This window comes from Eubacterium segne, from assembly GCF_014287775.1.
GTDB lineage: Bacteria > Bacillota > Clostridia > Lachnospirales > Lachnospiraceae > Eubacterium_G > Eubacterium_G segne.
Window position 1 is genome coordinate 37,240 of the sequence record NZ_JACOOZ010000001.1, and the last position, 21,243, is coordinate 58,482.

Sequence of the window (21,243 nt, forward strand, 5' to 3'; positions counted from 1 at the left end):
AAATCTTATGGCAAAAAAATATTATGCCGTTAAAGTTGGTGAAAAAACTGGAATATACGAAACCTGGGAGGAATGTAAAGCAAACGTTGACGGATATCCCGGTGCATTGTACAAAAGCTTCAAAAACATATCTGATGCCTACGCATATTTAGGGCAGGAGGGTACTCAGTTAAGTCTTTTTGACACAGAGGCACCAAAGGATGAAGATGATGATACAACCTTTGACAGTGACATGCCTATTACCACTCCGTCTAAGGCAGTAGCATATGTGGATGGAAGCTTTAATTCTGCAACCGGTGTTTTTGGATACGGTGTGGTTATGTTTCATAATGGTACTGAAACCCACCTTTATGATTCCGGAAATGATGTCCAAATGGCTTCTATGAGGAATGTTGCCGGTGAAATTTACGGTTCCATGGCGGCTATGAAATATGCCTTGGAAAAAGGCATTAAGAAGCTTTCAATATATTATGATTATATGGGAATTGCAAAATGGTGTACCGGAGAGTGGAAAACCAATAAGGACGGTACCATTGCCTACAAAAAATATTATGATAAAATCAAAAAATCGGTTGACATAACTTTTGAGAAAGTGAAAGGTCATTCCGGTGATAAATATAATGATTTAGCTGATAGCCTTGCAAAAAAAGCCTGCGGAGTTGTGATGTGACCCCAAAAAGTTAGACTTTTATTGCGTAACAGGTTTTAATATCTGTTACGCATTTTTTATGCAACCAAGAGGCTGAGTCTGTATTGGACAGGACTCAACCATCCTAGTTTTTCTTTAATTCTTTTTTCATTGTAATATCTTATATATTTTTCAATTTCAGTTTTCAATTCTTCATAACTGTAATAAACAGTTCCATAGTATATTTCTTGTTTAAGCAGACCAAAGAATTTTTCCATGACTGAATTATCAAGGCAATTACCTTTTCGTGACATGCTTTGAAATATTTTCTCTTCTCTTAGTCTATGTGAATAAGCTTTCATCTGATATGCCCATCCTTGATCTGAGTGAAAGGTCCTTCGAAATGGGCAGTCAGAAGTTAAAAGAGACCGTCGAACTGATATGTACCAATTCAACGGTCCCCCGTAATTATATTATTATGTTGTTATTTAACAACTATACTGCTCCAGTTGTAATCTACTTCTTTATATAAAGGATCAACTACCTTAAGAATATTATTATATAAGTAATCATGTGCAGCGCTTGAATTCATCTTCTTTGACTGATACAGCTGATCACAAATCTTATATACTGAGTAAGTATGTGCCTTACTATATACATAGCTTCCATCACTAAGAACCGCGTATGCTCTTACCTTATATTCTGTTGTGAACTCTCTGGCAGTGTTTGTACTAAACAATGTAGTTCTTACAAAATATGTTGCTGTTGTTGATTTTCCAAGAACTGTATTACTTGTTCCTGCCGGTGTAGAATCTAATGAAACTACATATTTGTTAGTTGAACCAACATACATATCTGCATCTGTTACTCCCAAAGAATTTCCATCTATTGTATCTACCGCATAAACAAATCCCCACTTAGTAACATTCTTTCCATCTATTGTAGGTTCTACAGAACCAACAACTCTACTTCCTCCAAGGGTCGTACTTACCTGATATCCTTCAATATTAACATCATCACTGATTGTAATAGTCTTAGGATCAGCTGTAGTAGGTTCCTCTGTCGGTGCCTGTGTAGGTGCCTCTGTTGGTGCCTCTATTGTTGGGGCTTCCGTTGTTGGGGCCACCGTTGTGTTTTCTTCCATTTTCGTTGTCTGCTCTTCTGCTTTTGGATATACGATATTTCCATCTTCATCTTTTACAACTACATTAGAAAAATCAAGAACAACTGAAGTTCCGACTAATCCGGCTCCTACCATAAATTCAATTGTTCCATCTCCATCTGCCATAAGTTCTGTGGAAAGAGTTGTTGTGCCAATCACTAATTTTCTTGGCTCACTTTCATTCAGATCGTTTGTAATTTTATAAGAACCGTCTTCTGATGGTGAATACATATCGATCGATATTGTATATATTTTACCCGGCACCAATCCGGTTACTGTTTTCTTGAGCTGCAATCCCCAGGCACTTCCCCAGTTACTTGTCAGCTGTTGCATCTGAACATGATCCGGATCCTCAGGGTCTGCCCCCAGCTGTACCGTAGACCCATTCCACGGACCGCAATAATATGTATATCCACCAATTTCAAACCAAAGATTTGCATCTGCCTGTCCCGGTGTAAGAGGGAGATTTTCCGGTGTTGTCGATTCCTTTGTTGTTTCTATATTTGGTGTTGTGGTTGCTTCAGGAGATGTCTCGATTCCTTCCTGTGTTGTTGTTTCATTTGGCGTTGTTACTTCCTGTGTTGTCGGAACATCTGATTCTGTTCCATCACTACTTACCTTTCCTGCATAGGAATAAACATCAGTATTTTGTGTATTTAAATGCAGTACCGGACGTACTGTCATAAATGTATCATTTACTGATGAACCATTCGGATAAACAAAACCGGACTGAAATACATATGCCGCACATTTTCCCTTATAAGTGTTGACATCACGATATTTATCATCTCCCATTGTTCTAAGCCACCACCCCGGCATCAGCCACGGATATGTTTCCCAATCCAATTTGGCATTTGCATATGGAGTAACAACAAGCGCTCTTGTAGGGTCTACATTATACTCTCCTGAAAAGCCATATTCCGTATTTAACGCTTCCTTATATGCCAAACAATAAACCTGATCGTATGTATCATTGACCTTCGGTGAATCCAAAAACGGATCCTGAGCGTTTGATACTAATGTTGTATTAATTGCCTGCTGTTCTTCTGCTGTGAAAGCTGTATCCATAAAATTGTCATTTGAATAATCTATCCCATTTTTATTCATACTGCTTTTATAACCATTAAGCCAGCTCCTAAGAGTACATGTCTCCCAATCAACACCATCCCCTGACTCATGCCATGGTTTCACATCTAATCCTTTGTCTGCCAAAAGAAATGCATCATTCCCATCTACCTTGAGTACTCTCCATTTAATCGGTTCTTTGTATTTTCCTTCTACATCATTCTGATAATAGTTTCCAAAATAAACGCAGTCCCAAATGGTATTTCCTGTGGTATCCTTCGTCGGGTTAGATAATATATGTGTTTTCGCTCCATTATCATTTGCTCTTATCTGAACATTTTTATTCATTGGATAAATAATTGTGACTATCAGCATAACCACGAGCAAAATTGACAAAACTCTCCTTCTTTGCATTCTTTTTTCCCTCCTTAAATTTTCTCTCAATCAATCTACATAAAAATACACAAACCCACTCTTATGTAATAATGAATTTGTGTATATAATATCATATATCATATATCTTTTGAATAACTCTACAGGCTTTTTGTTATTTAATTATTTTAAGCAGGTCCTTTGGCTCATCTATTATAGCTATTGGTTTAAGACCTTCAAGAAGTTCTCTTTCCCTAAAGCCCCAGCTACATAACACACAATCCATACCTGCATTTTCTGCTGTTGCCCTGTCTACTTCTGAATCTCCCACGTAAACCGCTTCCTCTTTTTTACTTCCAAGAAGCTTTAATGCATGGAAAACACTGTCCGGTGCCGGCTTTTTCTTAATTCCTGCCGCCTCGTTTTCCCCTATGGCAACCTTTATATAATCCTTGAAATAAATTTCATTTAATTCATCAACTGCTCCATGAGCCTTATTTGACACAATTGCCATTTTTATGTTGCTTTCATGAAGTTCCTTTAAAAGTTCCATTATTCCATCATAGGCTCTGGTTTTTACCTGACAGTTCTTCTGATAATAATCCAGAAACTCCTGATAAACCTCTTCAAACCTTGGATTGTCCTCTCCATCAGGAATAGAACGTATAATCAGCTTTCTTATTCCATTTCCCACATGTTGTCTCACCAATTCAATATTATGAAGAGGGAAATCAAATTTCTTCTGAATATAAAGAACTGCATCTGTTAAATCTTCAAGAGTATTTAAAAGTGTTCCATCCAAATCAAAAACTACTGTTTTATACATATCTATCTCACCTTCACTTTTCTACATAATATCTGCCGGACTAATAAATCCAGCAGACAATATTTTATCAATCTTTATTACTGTGATTAATGACAATTGCAATTACTGCTACAATAATCGCTATTAATGCAATTGCTATTGCTCCTAAAATAAGTGTAACCGCCATATTAGAAATAAATCTCCTCCTTATGCTCTAACCTTAATGTGAACCTCTCTAAGCTGCTGCTCTGTTACCTCTCCCGGTGCACCGCACATTAAATCCTGTGCGTTTCCGTTCATAGGGAATGGAATAATTTCTCTAATATTTTCTTCTTCACGAAGTAACATAATCATACGGTCAACTCCCGGAGCCATACCTGCATGTGGTGGTGCACCAAACTGGAATGCATTGTACAAGGCTCCAAATTTCTCCTTAAGGTCATCTTCTGTATATCCTGCAATTTCAAATGCCTTAACCATAATCCTCATATCATGGTTTCTTACTGCACCACTTGATAATTCAACACCGTTACATACGATATCGTACTGATATGCCAAAATATCCTCCGGATTCTTTGTTTCTAATGCTTCAAGTCCACCCTGTGGCATAGAGAACGGATTATGTGTAAATATCATCTTTTTAGCTTCCGTATCATATTCATACATAGGGAAGTCGTTAATATAACAGAACTTGTATGACTTTTTATCAATTAAATCAAGTCTCTCACCAAGAGCTGTTCTAATCTGTCCTGCATAAAGTGAAGCATTCTTCTCATTATCAGCAATGAAGAAAATAGTATCTAATGCCTTTAATGATGCCATTTCCCTTATTTCTTCCTTCATATCTTCAGGAATAAACTTATCAATTGGTCCCTTATAGCTTCCATCTTCTAAAACTTCCAGGTAACCAAGACCACCCATTCCAATGCTCTGAGCAAACTTAAGTAATTTTTCGTGCTGTCCCTTTGACAACTTCTGGTTAATTACAATTGCTCTTACAGTTTTTCCGTGGAACGGTTTAAATGTACATCTCTGGAAGAAATCTGTTACGTCAATTATTTCTAACGGATTTCTAAGGTCCGGCTTATCTGTTCCGTATTTAAGCATTGATTCCTTATAGCTTATAATAGGGAACGGAGCCTGTGTAACCTCGTATCCTTCAGGTGCAAATTTATTAAATGTGTCAGCTAAAACTTCCTCGCCAACTCTAAATACATCTTCCTGTGTGGCAAAACTCATTTCAAAGTCTAACTGGTAAAATTCTCCCGGTGATCTGTCTGCTCTTGCATCTTCATCTCTAAAGCAAGGGGCAATCTGGAAATACTTATCAAATCCTGACACCATAAGTAACTGTTTATACTGCTGTGGTGCCTGTGGAAGTGCATAGAATTTTCCCTTAAACTTTCTTGATGGCACAATATAATCTCTTGCACCTTCCGGAGATGATGCACAAAGAATAGGTGTCTGGATTTCCAAAAATCCCATATCTACCATTTTCTGTCTAAGGTATGAAATAACCTTTGAACGGAAAATCATGTTATCCTTAACCTTTGGATTTCTTAAATCAAGGTAACGATATTTAAGTCTCACATCTTCACGGGTTTCCTTTGATGTAATAATTTCAAAAGGTAACTGCTTGTAAACCTTCCCTAAAACTTCAACCTTTTTTGCCTCTAATTCAATAGTTCCTGTAGGAATCTTAGGGTTATATGTTTCTTCATCTCTATGCTCAATAGGTCCCTCTACTGAAATACAGTCTTCCTTACTTAATCCCTCAAGTAATGATGTGTCACGCATAACTACCTGCATAACTCCATACATATCTCTTAAATCAATAAATGATACTCCACCGTGGTCACGAATGTTTTCAATCCAGCCTGCAATCTTTACATTTTGTCCAACATTAGCTTCTGACAATGAATCCATTGTTACATCACGATAAATGTTATTTGTGTTAATATCCATTACACTTCCTCCAATATTATAAATTACGGTATGGTTAAAATAATAGAATTTCCTATTAAATATAAAAAGAGCCCATCCTGAAAAATTAATCCAGGACGAACTCACTAATTACTTAATATGTCCGCGGTACCACCTGATTTACTGCTTATGCAGCCACTCATGGTCTTACAACCCATCGATTATCGCTCGACAACGGCTTCCCTACTGATTATTAAACGTTCAGGTTGCAGCTTAGGAGTGTTATTCACATTAATTCATTCTACAGGACTTCCACCAACACCTGCTCTCTGTTAGCGATAATTAAAGCTACTTCTCTCCGTCAACGCCATTATTCTTGATTATATAATAGTAAACACCAAGTGTCAAATACAAATTTGCGCGTTCCTACAAGCGTTGCACAGATACACAAAAAAGGTCTGCCGGGAGTTTGCTCACAGGCAGACCTTTTTTGTGTATCTGTATAGCGCGACAGCGCGGCATAAGCATTATGCACAGCATAATGCTTATGGCAACGCTTTTCTTTCTATTTCATTCTTAAAAATGCCTTATAACACTTGAAAGCCTCATAAACATCAGCTTTGCTTGTAACCTCCCAAGGTGCATGCATGCTAAGCACCGGCACACCACAGTCAATTACTTCCATTCCGTATAATGACATAATGTATGCAATGGTTCCGCCACCGCCGGCATCAACCTTTCCTAACTCTGACATTTGGAAATAAACCTTATTGTCATCCATAACCTTTCTTATTTCTGCTAAGTATTCTGCGTTGGCATCATTAGAGCCTGACTTTCCTCTTGAGCCGGTAAATTTGTTAAACACAACACCTTTTCCAATATAAGATGTGCTTTGCTCTGAAAATACATCTGCATATAACGGATCATAAGCTGCGTTTACGTCAGATGAGAGCATTTTACTGTTTTTAAGGCATCTCTTAAGAATTAATTCACTGTAGTTTCCGTTTAAATTAATTAATTCGGCTACCATGTTTTCAAAGAAACGTGACTGCATACCTGTTGCTCCTACACTTCCGATTTCCTCTTTGTCAACTAAAAGACAACAGGATGTTCTTTCATTAACACTACTGTCAAGAATAGCTTCTAATGATGTATAAGCGCAAACTCTGTCATCCTGACCATATGACATAACCATGCTTCCGTCAAATCCCATTTCTCTTGCCGGTCCTGCCGGAACCACCTCCAGCTCTGCTGAGAAGAAATCTTCCTCATCCATTCCGTACTTATCTTTTAATATTTTCAAAACTCCTGCCTTTACGCTTTTCTTTTCATTTTCGTTTACAGGAATACTTCCTACTAAAATATCTAAATTTTCTCCTTCAACTACAGTTGCGGCTTTTTTGTCCATTTGCTTAGATGCTAAATGAATCAGTAAGTCAGTAACACAAAATACCGGGTCAGTATCTTTTTCACCTATATTTACATTAACTGAGGTGCCATCCTTCTTCACTACAACACCGTGTATTGCAAGAGGAAGAGTAACCCACTGATATTTTTTAATTCCGCCATAGTAATGTGTATCAAAATATGCCATATCCTCTTTTTCATATAACGGATTCTGCTTAATGTCCATTCTTGGAGAATCAATGTGAGCACCTAAAATATTCATACCTTTTTCCAACGGCTGTCTTCCTATGTTAAATAATGCTACTGCCTTGTTCATATAAAGACCGTATATTTTATCACCTGCCTTAAGAGGCTTTCCTTCTTTTATTACATTCTCAATGGACTTGTATCCCTTTGCCTTTGCCATTTCCACTGACCTTGCAGCACATTCTCTTTCTGTCTTACACTGAGACAGAAAATCAATATATCTCTTGTTTAGTTTTTCAAGATTTTCAATGTCAACTCCATTATACTTTCCCCATACGCTGTCTCGTTTCATAAATTTATTGCCTCCTTACAAAAAGTCATTTATATTAATGTCAAAATCAATTTGGCACCAAACGCTACTATCCATGCTATACTGCATTGTAATAAAACTACTATCACTGCCCAATTTCTTCCCAGTTCCCGCTTTACTGATGATATTGCTGCAACACAAGGTGTGTACAAAAGGGTAAATATCAAAAATACTATGGCACTTTTAGTAGTAAACATTGTGCTAAGAGCCTTTGTTCCTAGCAATACCGTAAGTGTGCTTACAACACTTTCCTTTGCGGTAAATCCCGTTATCAGGGCTGTAGATGCACGCCAGTCACCAAATCCCAATGGTTTAAATATAGGTGCCACGATTCCACCTATCATTGCCAGAATACTGTCTTCTGCATCCTTTACTATATTGAAATGTAAATCAAAGGTCTGTAAAAACCATATAACCAGTGATGCTAAAAAGATTATTGTAAAAGCTTTGGTTAAAAAGTCCTTTGCCTTGTCCCACATAAGTCTTAACACACTTTTAGCTCCCGGCATTCTGTAATTAGGTAGCTCCATAACAAAAGGAACCGGTTCTCCCTTAAACTTAGTGCGGTCAAGTATCAGGGCATATATAATTGCTACTATTATTCCCGTAAAATACAAACCTATCATAACCAACGCAGCCTTATCCGGGAAAAATGCTGCTGAGAAAAATGCATAAATAGGTATTTTTGCTGAGCAGCTCATAAAAGGCGTAAGCATTATGGTCATCTTTCTGTCACGCTCTGATGGTAATGTTCTTGTTGCCATAATGGCCGGCACTGAACATCCGAATCCTATAATCATAGGTACAAAGCTTCTACCGGAAAGGCCCAATTTTCTAAATATCTTGTCCATTACAAATGCAATTCTTGCCATGTATCCACTGTCTTCTAATAATGACAGGAAAAAGAACAATACAACTATTATGGGCAAAAAGCTAAGAACACTGCCTACCCCTACAAATATACCATCAATAATTAACGACCGGATTACTTCATTTACTTTAAAAGTAATCATTGCATTTTCGCACAGGCTGCTTAGGGCACTGATTCCCATATCCATAAGGTTTTGAAGATAAAGACCTATTACTCCAAAAGTCAGATAGAAAATCAGAGACATTATTACAATAAAAGAAGGAATCGCCGTATATTTTCCTGTAAGCAGCTTATCAATTTTACGACTTCTTGCTCTTTCCCTGCTTTCCTGTGGCCTTACCACTGCCGTTTTACATATTTTATCAATAAATGTAAAACGCATTTTTGCCAAAGCTGCTTCTCTGTCCATGCCGCTTTCCTTTTCCATCTGAAGAATAATATGTTCTATCATTTCTTTTTCATTTTCTTCAAGATGAAGTCTTGCTATAACATCCTCATCCCCTTCAATAAGCTTGCCTGCTGCAAATCTGATTGGAACTTTATTATTATGGGCATGATCATCTATTAAATGCATAATGGAATGTATACATCTGTGAATTGCTCCACCATCTTCTCCATTTGCATCGCAAAAATCCATTCTTCCGGGACGCTCACGATATACTGCCACATGCATAGCATGCTCAATAAGTTCGTCTACCCCTTCGTTTTTAGCTGCTGATATAGGCACCACGGGAATGCCTAGGGATTCCTCTAACATATTAACATCTACTGAGCCGCCGTTGGCTGTAACCTCATCCATCATGTTTAATGCCAAAACCATAGGAATGTCCAGTTCAATAAGCTGCATTGTAAGATAAAGATTTCTTTCAATATTCGTAGCATCTACAATATTTATAATACCTCTTGGTCTGTCATCTAAGAAAAACTGCCTTGATACAATTTCCTCACTGGTATAAGGTGACATGGAATATATTCCCGGCAAATCCACCACCATGGTATTTTCCTGTTTTCTTATCTGACCGTCTTTCCGGTCAACCGTTACCCCTGGGAAATTTCCCACATGCTGATTTGAGCCAGTCAGCTGATTGAACAATGTTGTTTTGCCACAATTTTGATTTCCTGCCAATCCAAAAGTAATCAACTGTCCCTTTTCGATTTTTTCCCCTCTTTGCTTAACATGATATATACCCGACTCACCTATGTGGGGATGCTCCGTTGAATTATACTTTACATCACTGCTTTCCTTTTTCTTTTTCTTATTTTCCTGTAATTCAATATCTATACACTTAGCATCATCCTTTCTAAGTGTCAGTTCATATCCCCAAATCTTATATTCTATAGGATCTCCCATAGGTGCAGCTTTTATGTACTGAATGTCTGTGCCCTGTATGAGTCCCATATCAAGAAAGTGTCGTCTAAGCTGACCCTCACCGCCTACTTTTACTATCCTTCCTGTCTGTCCCTGTTTCAACTGAGAGAGTTTCAATTTTATGCCTCCAATATGTAATACGTATATTTCCTTCCATATTACCACATTGTTGCATTATTGCAACAACTCTCTTGACAAATCATTCAGGTTTTATGAACAGTGTTTTTTTAATTGTTTTAAAAGAAAAATTTCTTTTTATATGGTTCACTGGTCATGGAAATATATGTATATCCTGTATCATTTATCACTTTTTTTATTTCTTCTTCATTTAATTCATTCTCGCTAACCACAACCGCTTCTTTTTTCTTGTGGGAAGATGTAATTTTCTTTGCCTTTATTACTTTTCTTAAGGCATCATTTACATGTGCCTCGCACATTCCACATGCCATTCCATCTATTTTTATAGTTGTTTTAATCATGTTTATTACACTCCTTTTCTCATTCTTAGTTAGTTGATTCTAACCTTTTTTATCTTATCACACTGTTTTATTATTTCAATATTATTGCACAAAGCTTTTTCGTAATTTTTATGTAATTTTTTCGTAACATTTTCTTGAACAGGTTACCATAAAATGGTATGATATTATACGTGGGTTAAAGGTCAGATTATAATAAATTGAATATATTATTGGGACTTTTTCCTGCTTAAGCACTAAGAATCGAGGAAAAATATTTGAAACATTTGAAACAATTACTATTTATTATGGTATTGTCCATAAATATTTTAGCTATATCTTCATTGATATATGCAGATGACGGAACCAACAATTTAGGGAGTGAGGACACACCACCACCGGAAACAACTACCTTGTCAGTAGACGTAACGGAGGAAGAAGCTACCACAGAGGTTGTCCCGGTTGTTCCTAAAACATATATAACTTCCATTGTAGAATTAAACAAAGGTGTCAAGATATCCTGGAAGAAGCGAATGGATGTTACCGGATACAAGATTTACAGAAGTGTTAAACCAAACAATGGTTTTAAGCGAATCAAAACCATTAAAAAAAGCACCACCGGTACCTTTAAGGATTTAAAAGCAAAGGCCGGCACAGTTTACTACTACAAAATTAAATGTTATAAGGACAAACTTTTATCAGATAGTTCTAATGCAGTGGTATTTGAAACTTCCGATTCGGATTTAAAGCTTGATTTTCATAAGAATCTGGGAAAATTCGTTAAGAAGTATGTACATAAAAAATATCCATGTAATGTTTTAGTTAACAAGTATGTAGAATCATGTAAGACTTTAGCTCCGGGAAAAAAAGCAACCCGTTCGGGACAGTTTACAAGTGTAAAGGTAAACAAATCTCCCGTTGCCAATGACTGGAAAAGCGGAAACGTAAAAATAACTTATAAAGTTTCAAGAAAGAAATGTACTTATTACTTAAAAGGAAATATAAGAAAAACAACTTACCCGTTGTTTAAAACATCACTTAAATTAAATGATGTTGACACCGAATCTAATATGGAGCATTTAATACCGGGAGACATTATAGCCTATACCTCTTCTAGTGGACGTGCCCATCACGTAGCCATATATATTGGCAAGTTTGATACTAAGCAGGATTTAGTTAATTATCTTAATTCTGATGCCGTAGGACTTAACTGTACAGGAAATGAAAGCTGGATAAAGTCATGGAACGGCAGTTGCAAGCACTGGGTTATCCAAGGCGGCATGGGTAATAACAACGATGTTTATATATGTAACAATGCTAATGTAACAACAACAAACCGTTTTTCAAGTCATTTTTGTTCACTTAGAAAAAGATTAACGTTGTTCTCACCATTACAGTAATTAATAAACAATTTAATACAAATAAAGAAGGCAGATGGTTATTAGCCATCTGCCCCTTTTTAATTATATTAAAATTACCCTTTTTGGAAATTTTAAGTTTTTTCCTATTTAACTTTTACTTTTTTAATAGCTGACCAAACGCTATATGCTTTCTTGCCATTTACTGTCTTGTAATATCTTGCTCTGACATATATTGTCTTTTTAGCTTTAAATTTCTTTTTATTCTTAATAGTTACAACATTCTTTTTAGCCTTAACAGTTTTCTTTCCTGAATATGACTTAGAACTCTTGCTGTATGATGTGAAATACTGTACTTCGTATCCCTTAGCACCTTTAGCCTTCTTAAGAGAAACCTTCATAGTTCCTTTTTTAGCCTTTGCTGTAGCCTTTGATACCTTTGTAGCTTTAGGAACATCACTTCCTGCTACTACCTTGAAATCCTGAACATCAATTGTTCCACTCATATCATTTTCATTTGGATATTCCATTGTAAATGAACCAAATGCAAACTTAAATCCCATTGTGCTCTGCTTGTATGCTAAGCTGTCACCAGGAATTGTTACGTTAGCTGTTACAGTAACATAATCTTTATTTCTGCTGTCTAATGCGATGAATGTGTAATCACCCTTCTTGCTGTAAACAGATTTTCCATTGTATGTAGCTTTAACATTCTGTAATGTAAGAGCCGGATCGCCGTCTTTTTCATTATTTCTGTATGCTTTGAAATGAACATGCTTAACATAATTCATAACACCTGTTCCAACAACTGTTCCAACGTGGCTTACCGGATTTCCTGTAGCCTTATCCACTGTCTTACCATTTTTCTTTACAACAGAAGTAGTGTAATGAACTATTGTCTTACCCTTCTTGTCCTTTGTTTCATAGTAATATTTTCCCGGAACGTTCTGTGTCTTTTTAATTTCATTTTCAAGTGTGCTTTTGATTTTAAATGAAATTGTGTAAGTACGTCCTTTTTCAATATTAACTATCTTTGTTGCTGTAACGCCCCAAGGATTGCTCATCTTTGCTTCCCAAACAACATTTCCCAAGTCATCGACTTTCTTGCTTGGTCCCCACTGAGCACTTGAACCTGTGCTTACAATATCCATAAGGAAACTTTTAGGTGTCTTTGTCTTCATAGAAGCATTTTCTGTGTAGCTTTTGAATACATTTTCCTTATTGTCATATTTCTGACCATCTTTTATTAAAGCATTTTTCCATTCATTCTTATCTTCACCTGTCTGAACTGAGAATGATTGCCATGCTTTAGAGGCAGAGATGTCTGTACCTTTTTTTACGGCAGCAGGTACTGAAGCCGCCATGCCTACTACTAATGTCATTGACAAAAATACAGCAGACATTTTCTGGAATATACTCTTTCTCATTCTATTCTCCTCCTTTAAAATTCCATACCATAAGAATACCATTTTTGTCATTTCTTTTCAATATTAATATACGCTACAAGTAAAAAAACACATACATTTTTTAACTTTTTACACCCATCTTTTTTTCTCTTTTTTCTATGCTCTCTGCTATCAGCTTATAAAAACCTGCGAATATAGGTACTCCGATTAACATTCCGATTATTCCAAACAAACTTCCTCCAAGAGTTACTGCCGCTAACACCCATATTCCCGGAAGCCCTAGTGAATTTCCCATGATTTTAGGATATATTACATTGCCTTCTATCATTTGAACTACTACTATTAATACCACAAACAATAGTGCCTTCATTGGTGACTGGGTAAGTATCATTAATGCTCCGATAATTGCACCTACATAAGCACCTACTACAGGAATTAACGCAGTAAATCCCACTAATGTTCCAATCATAACTGCATAAGGCAAATGACATATAAGCATAATAACAATACACATTACACCTAAAACCACCGCATCTATTAATTTTCCAACTATGTATCCATGAAAACATTGGTCAAACACATTAAGCCAATGCATAATTTTATTATACATTTTTTCTTTAAAGACTACATAGGTTATTCTTTTAAACTGACTTGCCATTCTTTCCTTTCCCATAAGAAAATAGAAAGTAAAAATAAGTCCAAGGGCCACTGTCACTACTATAGAAATAACTGAAGATGCCACTTCCGCCACGGTATTTACCGCACCTCCTACTCCAGAAAACAGAAATCCACCTATTTTTTCAGCGTAAGTATCCCATTTCATGGTTCGTAATTTTTCCAATGACTTAGGAGATACCACCATTTGTACATATTCATTTTTAGAAACATAGGTTGCCAAATCCGGCAGTGCATTTAAGAAAGTTTCTATACAATTTACAAGTTCAGGAATTATCATATAGATTAATAACACAATCACACCTAAAACCATTAAAATTGCCCCTGTCATACATACAGGTCTTCTTGATTTAATAACGATTGCTTTTTTGCTGTTGGGGAAATATCTTTTTTCAAATGAACACATAAATATATTAACAATATAAGCAAAGGAACATCCAATGAGAATAGGTGTTATTCCGCTAAAGAACACTCCTATGGTGTTTCCCACCACGCTCCAGTAATTTATACATAAAAATAATATAAATACACTTACCCCTACTTTAAAGCACTGTTTCCATTCTATTTTCATAAAATCTCCTTTTCTTCATCAAACATGCTGCAATTTCATTAGAATTATTCTATCAATTTTTTTCAAAAATTAAAATCCCCTAAAACAGCTATTTGTTTAAATATCCGTTTTAGGAGAATTTTGTTATTTAATCCATAGTGTATATTTTTGTCTCAGTATAAAAATCCGTATAGGTGTCAGAATTGTAAAATCCTCTGTGCCACAAAAATGCTTTTTGGTTTACATCCACAATAGGACGGGCATTTCTTATTTGAATGGTTCCGATTTCTTCTGAATAAACCGACTCCTTCAATGTTACCTGTCCCTGAGAATAATCGTAAAGTTCTATATTATCATAATCATTTTCTTCCCTGGCAACTACAATTCTGTCAGTTCCCATAAAGGATGCCCCCAGCTGATACTTAGGGTTCCAAAGTGGATTTCCACCGTTACATATTTCAATAGTTTTATCTGTGTCATAAAGATTATACACACAATTTTTGTCTGTCCTGTCAGTTGAAAATGTTGCATATAAAATCAGTGGATTTTCCGGTGCTGTTATTGCCACATCCAACATACGCTGGGTAATATTTGCCGGTTTCTTTATCAGCACATTAAATTCTTTCCGTGATATGTTACTCTTTCCCAATTCTGTTTTGTTATCTGAATCGTACATCATTCCTGTGTCTAAATCCAAAAATCCCATTCTAATATTTGGATCTCCTGACGTTGGGTTTGATATCATGCATATACGGACTCTTCCTTCTTCTGTTGTAGGCATAAATTTACAATAATATTGTATTAATGAAGTAACTAATATAGTTTCGTTACTCCATGACAATCCGTTTGTGGAAGAACGGTATGCCCAGTTTTTATTATCAACTCTGTAAAAAATATAATACTTATTATTATACTGTAAAATCTGGCTGTAGCAGGTCTTTCCCTGAGACCTTAAAACAACATCCGTGTTGAAATTTTTAATGCTTTCTGCTTCACCTGATATTCTAACGTGAATTTCATTATCACTGTTATGTCCGCCTGAATAAACACACATTATTTTGCCGTTTCTCATAACAGTCACTGCCATTGCATTATGGTCGTCAGTAGAGGTTGTCTTTTTCAGATATGTCTTTTCTGTTTTCTTTGTATCATTATTATAGGATGCCACGCCGCTGTAACCTTCACTTGTGGTAAATCCCCAGTAAACATTATCTTTAGTGTTTGCATATGAAACCACCTGTGGATAACACCACCAGCTCCATATCATATCTTCATTTCCAACTTTATTTATATTCAACTTTTCCAGCTGCCACTTGGCATATAATGTAATATTTCCCGTTGTTCCTTTGGCAATTCTTGCAACCTTCTTTGTCAGCTTACTGTCTCTATACCACCCCATAAATACATAATTTTTCTTTGTTGGTGCAGCCAGCTTCACTGTTACCTGACATGTATATGTTTTTACGCTTGACTTATTTAAAGTTCCGCCATTTACGTTGTAAGAAATCTGATATGTTCTAGCCTGCCACTTAGCGTATACCTTTTTGTTTCCCTTTGAGCCTTTTTTAATGGTAGTTATTTTGTTTCTATAATATTTATCTGTATACCAGCCCTTAAAAAGATATCCCTTTTTAGACGGTGAATATAATTTTTTTGATTTGTTTGATTTATATTTTGAAGTGTTCTTTTTATTATTTGTTCCTCCATTTAAAACATATGTCACCTTATATGTTTTAACCTTTGTTTTCGCAGATACCTGCATACTCATTCCCAGTGCTAATACAAGGGTAAGCATGACTAACATTAAACTTTTTTTCTTCATTCTTTTGCCTCTCATTCCTCAAGAAAATATCATGACCCGTAATTTAATTCCACAATTTATTATATAAACATTTTTGCAAAAATCAACAAATTGCATCATTAATATTATTCCCGATAATATTTAATCTCTTTCTTATTTTATTAAATAAAATTAATATTAATTTGATGAATTGCACAATCATATTATATTTTTTTTAGCATAAATTATAATAATAAGTTTCCGGAGAATTGTTATGTCTGGTTCACAGCAAATTTCATTATTGAGGCGAAGTATTTTTTGGCTATGCATTCTTATTGCAGTGGCTGGTGTTACATACCATTATCAGGAAAATATTTTTAAAGAAGGCTTTGATTCCCTGACTGCTACTAATACCCCAAAGGACATTCCTATATGTAATGTAAAAACCAATAAAAAACTTGTTTCCCTTTCCTTTGATGCCGATTTTGGAAACGAAGATATAGAAAAGATTTTAAGTGTTCTAAAGAAATATGATGTTAAAACAACATTTTTTATTACAGGAAACTGGGTTGAAAAATATCCTGAGGCTGTAAAAAAAATGCAGGCTGCCGGTCATGATTTGGGTAATCACAGCTACCATCACAAACATATGCCTGAATTAGATGCCGCCGGAATATCTGACGAAATTAATACTGTAACTGAAAAAGTAAAAGAGCTTACCGGAGTTACCATGAATCTTTTCCGCCCTCCTTATGGTGACTATAGTAATACCCTTTTAACCCAGGCTAAATCTCTTAATTATTATGCCATTCAATGGAATATTGACAGTCAGGATTGGAAAAACTATGGTACCGATTCTATTGTAAGTACCATCCTTAACCACAAAGATTTAAAAAACGGTTCTATTATCCTTATGCATAATGGTGCAAAATATACTGCTGAAGCTTTGCCTAAAGTAATTGAAGGTTTGAAGAAAAAAGGCTATGAAATTGTTCCTGTATCACATCTAATATATATGGACAATTTCCATATCGAACCGGATGGCAATCAGGTACAGGATACAAGTCAATAACTTTATATCCACCCCCACCGGCTTAGCCGGTGGTTTTCTCTGTACTCATAAGGATTTTCTCTCAACTTATTTTATGTTACACACAATTCTAAGCTGTTTATTCTTTTGTATGCCTGTTTATCTGCGTTCTATATATTTTCGTTTTTATTTAACAATCTTAGTTGTTATTGACAAGAATATTTTTAAATGATACCCTCAATAACATGGTGACTTTTGCTGCTACACTATAATTTTCGGTTTAAAATGCTAACAATTTTTAACCTTATATATTTTCTTAATTTTCCAAATCATCCGGCTGGGTATTTCGCAGGATGAACATGGAACCTCCACCGAATCCCATTATCATTCCCAGATAACCTGCCGTTGCAAAACAGTATAATGTGCTAAATATGTATGGTGTCAATAAAATGGCAGCTCCATATAGTATCATTCCCATTAAACACCATAATAAAGTGTTTAATGCCAGATAACATCCTCTTTTTGACACCGGCAAAAATTCGTGTATCCTTAATGCAACCTTCCATATAACTCCATACATTTCATGCATAATAGTGCCTCCTTACAATTCTGCTGTATATTTACTAAGCTTATCTTTATATATGTTGTAAAACTCACTTCCAGGCATTTTGTCAATTTCCCTGCTATACTCATGAAGTCCAAGACTGCCGTGGGCAATTTCCTCAACACATCCGGCTATGTTAGAACAATGGTCTGATATTCTTTCCAGTGCAGTAATAATATCAGTCATAATAAATCCCTGTTCAATAGTACATTCACCTTTTTTAAGCCTGTCTATATGACGTTTCTTTAGTTCATGTTTAAGCTTATCTATCACCCTTTCCATTGCCTCAACTGAAACGGCAGCATCTGCATCATTATTTATATACGCCATATTAGTTTCTTCCAAAATTTCAGCTACCGCTGCTATCATTTTTCTTATTTCTTTTGAAGCATTATCAGAAAATTTCAACTTCTTTTCAGCAATCTCTTCTGCTGATTTTGCAATTCCAACAGAATGGTCGGAAATTCTTTCTATATCACCGATAATATGAAGTAACTCGCTTACCACACGGCTATCCTGTTCACTTAAATTTTGCTTACTTACATGTACAAGATATGTGCCTAACTTGTCCTCATATTTATCAATTTCCTTTTCGCAATCTTTTATGTTTTCAAAATTCTTTTCGCTATATTCACCTATTAATTGGCAGGCAGATTTAACACCCTGTATTGTTTTGTCAAACATAGTCTGAACCTGTTTCTTACACTGTTCAATAGCTATAGTTGGTGTTGCCAAAAGTCTCTCATCTAACAACTGAAGAGAATCTCCAACTTTTGCATCCCTCACAATAAAGCATGCCAGCTTTTCCAACTGATTTGCAAATGGGAATAACAGCATTGTACATAAAATGTTAAATAACGAATGTATTACTGCAATGCCAAGCAGGCTGGCACTTTCATCTATAAAAGAAAAATGTATAAGACTGTTTACTATACAAAATACCGTAAGTATTACCGCTGTTCCTATAATGTTAAATGTAAGGTGAACAACAGCTGTTCTCTTGGCATTTTTATTAGCTCCAACAGAAGAAATCATTGCAGTAACACATGTTCCGATGTTCTGTCCCATTATAATAGGAATGGCGCTGCCATAACTTACTGCTCCTGTAGCTGCTAATGCCTGCAAAATACCAACTGATGCTGATGAACTTTGTATAATTGCAGTAAGGGCAGCTCCTGCTAACACACCTAATACAGGATTACTAAACATTGTAAGAATATGTTGAAACTGAGGAACCTCTCTAAGAGGACTTACTGCCGATGACATTGCCTCCATTCCAAACATAAGCACTGCAAATCCTAATAATATGTTTCCTAAATCAGCATTTTTTGAATTTTTCTTTCCCATTACAAGAATTATTCCAACCATTGCCAAAATCGGTGTAAATGATGTTGGCTTTAAAAGGCTTACTAAAATGTTGTCACTGGTAATTCCCGTAAGGCTTAATATCCAGGCTGTAATGGTTGTACCAACATTGGCTCCCATTATTATTCCAATAGCCTGTTTAAGTGTCATAATACCTGAGTTTACAAATCCTACTACCATAACAGTAGTGGCTGATGAACTTTGTATTATGGCAGTCACCCCTGCTCCAAGAAGGAATCCCTTCCATCTGCTGGATGTGAGTTTTTCCAAAATTGACTTTAACTGATTACCGGCACGCTTCTCTAAGGCTTCTCCCATAATGTTCATTCCATAAAGAAATAGTGCCAGACCACCTATTAGCGATAAAAAATTAAATATGTTCATTTTTCCCTCCACTATAAAATATTTGGTTTCTTTTTGTTTCTTTAATTTTATAGTATAGGTGCCTTGTAAATTGTAATTATTTGTAATGTAAAATCTAAGTTAAATTTGCGAAAAATTTAGAATAAAATGGTGATTTTTGTTCCTTCTTTGTATTTGCTCTTAACAAAAACCTTGGCATTATGAAAATTGGCGCCATGCTTTACAATGGAAAGCCCCAGTCCTGTTCCACCTATTTCCTTAGAATGACTTTTGTCTGCCCGGTAAAATCTTTCAAATATTCTCCCGATATCCTCGTCTTTTATTCCAATTCCCGTATCTTCCACCGACAAATTTATTCCATCGTCATTTTTTAAAATATTCACATAGATTTTTCCACCGGTTTTATTATATTTTATGGCATTGTCAATCAGATTAAATATCATTTCCTCAATAATCTGCTCTGCCCCGGTAATTACCAGATGCTTTCCTGAAAGAAACATTTTGATATTTCTCTTTTCCGCTGCCGCCTCTAAATGTCCCATAACTGCCTGACTTGTTTCATATAAATCAATTGGTTCCATTTTCACGGCAATATCCTTGCCATCTAATTGGGAAAGCTTAATAATATCACCAACTAAAATAATTAATCTTTGCGCCTCTGAATGTATTTTTCCTGCAAATCTTGTAATATCCTCCTCTTTCACCATTCCGTTTTGAATTATTTCCGCAAAGCCGGATATGGAAGTAAGAGGTGTTTTTAATTCATGGGATACATTGGCAGTAAAATCCCGCCTTAAATTATCCTGCTTTTCATGTTCCATGTTAAGCTGCTCTATCTGTTTATCTATCTGATTGTTTTGCTTTATGATTTTATCTATTAAAGGTTCAATTTCATCATATATCTTTTCCCTGTCAGGTTCATTTAAATCGATTTGATTTATTGGTGTGGTTACTGCCTTTGAAACCCTTCCTGCCATATATGCCGCTATAAGAATGGCAAAAACCATAACACATATCATGGGAAATATTGTATCCATAAGTGTTGACCACACTGTAGACATATCCTTCGACAATCTTAGTACATCTCCGTTATTAAGAAGCTTTGTTACATTTATTGTTTTCCTTGATAGTGTATCAGAGTATCTTTCAGAATAACCTGTACCATTTTCTCTTGCTTCCCTTATTTCTTCCCTGTCATTATGATTTCCTAAACTGTTAATATCATTTCTATTGTCAAATAACACCTTGCCGGAACTATCTACTAACGTTATTCTGTGTTTTACACTTAAAGATTTCAAAAAGGCCACACCATTCAGTTCTACTCCGCTTGATGTGGCCGTTAATTCGCCCTTTAAGGCTGCAATATTTTGATTTGAAAAACTTTTGTAAACGATTACTACAGTTAGAATGGTAGTTAATGCTATTACAACAGAAGAAATGATAAACATATTAAGAAAAATCCTTTTGCTCATTTTCTTTATTCTTATCATTTTTATTCC

General features: G+C 35.6%; 15 protein-coding genes, 1 pseudogene and 1 other annotated feature. Of the genes and pseudogenes, 3 read left to right on the forward strand and 13 right to left on the reverse strand.

Annotated elements, in window-relative coordinates; all coding sequences use genetic code 11:
• Window positions 1-7 precede the first annotated feature (7 nt).
• Complete coding sequence (locus H8S00_RS00225) at window positions 8-670, forward strand: ribonuclease H1 domain-containing protein (RefSeq protein ID WP_186839762.1); 663 nt, start codon at window positions 8-10, stop codon at window positions 668-670.
• Between the two features lie 56 nt (window positions 671-726).
• Here the strand turns inward: H8S00_RS00225 and H8S00_RS00230 are convergent.
• The 7 genes and pseudogenes from H8S00_RS00230 to H8S00_RS00260 form a co-directional block, all read right to left on the reverse strand.
• Window positions 727-1,017: pseudogene (locus H8S00_RS00230) on the reverse strand (transposase); the annotation flags it as partial.
• Window positions 1,018-1,112: 95 nt separating this feature from the next.
• Window positions 1,113-3,269, reverse strand: coding sequence for a DUF6273 domain-containing protein (locus H8S00_RS00235; protein WP_186839763.1), 2,157 nt, complete (start codon window positions 3,267-3,269; stop codon window positions 1,113-1,115).
• A gap of 133 nt (window positions 3,270-3,402) precedes the next feature.
• Window positions 3,403-4,053, reverse strand: coding sequence for an HAD family hydrolase (locus H8S00_RS00240; protein ID WP_021953742.1), 651 nt, complete (start codon window positions 4,051-4,053; stop codon window positions 3,403-3,405).
• A gap of 186 nt (window positions 4,054-4,239) precedes the next feature.
• Window positions 4,240-5,997: an aspartate--tRNA ligase gene (aspS, locus tag H8S00_RS00245; protein ID WP_207721385.1), complete on the reverse strand. Its 1,758-nt coding sequence runs from the start codon at window positions 5,995-5,997 to the stop codon at window positions 4,240-4,242.
• Window positions 5,998-6,085: 88 nt separating this feature from the next.
• Window positions 6,086-6,329 (reverse strand) — a binding site (T-box leader).
• A 191-nt stretch (window positions 6,330-6,520) separates the two neighbouring features.
• The gene (locus tag H8S00_RS00250; RefSeq protein ID WP_186839764.1) at window positions 6,521-7,900 is read right to left on the reverse strand and encodes an aminopeptidase; all 1,380 of its coding nucleotides are present in this window, start codon (window positions 7,898-7,900) and stop codon (window positions 6,521-6,523) included.
• A 29-nt stretch (window positions 7,901-7,929) separates the two neighbouring features.
• On the reverse strand, window positions 7,930-10,275 hold the full coding sequence (gene feoB, locus H8S00_RS00255; RefSeq protein WP_186839765.1) for a ferrous iron transport protein B: 2,346 nt from the start codon (window positions 10,273-10,275) through the stop codon (window positions 7,930-7,932).
• 119 nt (window positions 10,276-10,394) lie between these two features.
• Window positions 10,395-10,637 (reverse strand): heavy-metal-associated domain-containing protein, encoded by a 243-nt coding sequence (locus tag H8S00_RS00260; protein ID WP_118589106.1) that lies wholly within the window; start codon window positions 10,635-10,637, stop codon window positions 10,395-10,397.
• 284 nt (window positions 10,638-10,921) lie between these two features.
• On the opposite strand from H8S00_RS00260, the gene H8S00_RS00265 reads away from it, so the two are divergent.
• The gene (locus H8S00_RS00265; RefSeq protein ID WP_186839766.1) at window positions 10,922-12,013 is read left to right on the forward strand and encodes a hypothetical protein; all 1,092 of its coding nucleotides are present in this window, start codon (window positions 10,922-10,924) and stop codon (window positions 12,011-12,013) included.
• A gap of 104 nt (window positions 12,014-12,117) precedes the next feature.
• Here H8S00_RS00265 and H8S00_RS00270 read toward each other — a convergent pair whose 3' ends face one another.
• The 3 genes from H8S00_RS00270 to H8S00_RS00280 all read right to left on the reverse strand — a co-directional run bounded on the left by H8S00_RS00270 (window position 12,118) and on the right by H8S00_RS00280 (window position 16,424).
• Window positions 12,118-13,398: a hypothetical protein gene (locus tag H8S00_RS00270; RefSeq protein WP_186839767.1), complete on the reverse strand. Its 1,281-nt coding sequence runs from the start codon at window positions 13,396-13,398 to the stop codon at window positions 12,118-12,120.
• Between the two features lie 100 nt (window positions 13,399-13,498).
• Window positions 13,499-14,623, reverse strand: a complete 1,125-nt coding sequence (locus tag H8S00_RS00275) for an AI-2E family transporter (protein WP_021953734.1) — start codon at window positions 14,621-14,623, stop codon at window positions 13,499-13,501.
• 127 nt (window positions 14,624-14,750) lie between these two features.
• A complete protein-coding gene (locus tag H8S00_RS00280) occupies window positions 14,751-16,424 on the reverse strand; it encodes an InlB B-repeat-containing protein (RefSeq protein WP_186839768.1) in 1,674 nt (557 codons plus the stop codon).
• Between the two features lie 232 nt (window positions 16,425-16,656).
• On the opposite strand from H8S00_RS00280, the gene H8S00_RS00285 reads away from it, so the two are divergent.
• On the forward strand, window positions 16,657-17,454 hold the full coding sequence (locus tag H8S00_RS00285; protein WP_186839769.1) for a polysaccharide deacetylase family protein: 798 nt from the start codon (window positions 16,657-16,659) through the stop codon (window positions 17,452-17,454).
• 274 nt (window positions 17,455-17,728) lie between these two features.
• Here H8S00_RS00285 and H8S00_RS00290 read toward each other — a convergent pair whose 3' ends face one another.
• The 3 genes from H8S00_RS00290 to H8S00_RS00300 form a co-directional block, all read right to left on the reverse strand.
• Entirely contained in the window at window positions 17,729-18,001 is a 273-nt protein-coding gene (locus tag H8S00_RS00290) for a hypothetical protein (RefSeq protein WP_186839770.1), read from the reverse strand.
• Window positions 18,002-18,013: 12 nt separating this feature from the next.
• Window positions 18,014-19,765: a Na/Pi cotransporter family protein gene (locus tag H8S00_RS00295; protein WP_186839771.1), complete on the reverse strand. Its 1,752-nt coding sequence runs from the start codon at window positions 19,763-19,765 to the stop codon at window positions 18,014-18,016.
• A gap of 116 nt (window positions 19,766-19,881) precedes the next feature.
• Entirely contained in the window at window positions 19,882-21,234 is a 1,353-nt protein-coding gene (locus H8S00_RS00300; protein ID WP_021953729.1) for a sensor histidine kinase, read from the reverse strand.
• Window positions 21,235-21,243 lie beyond the last annotated feature (9 nt).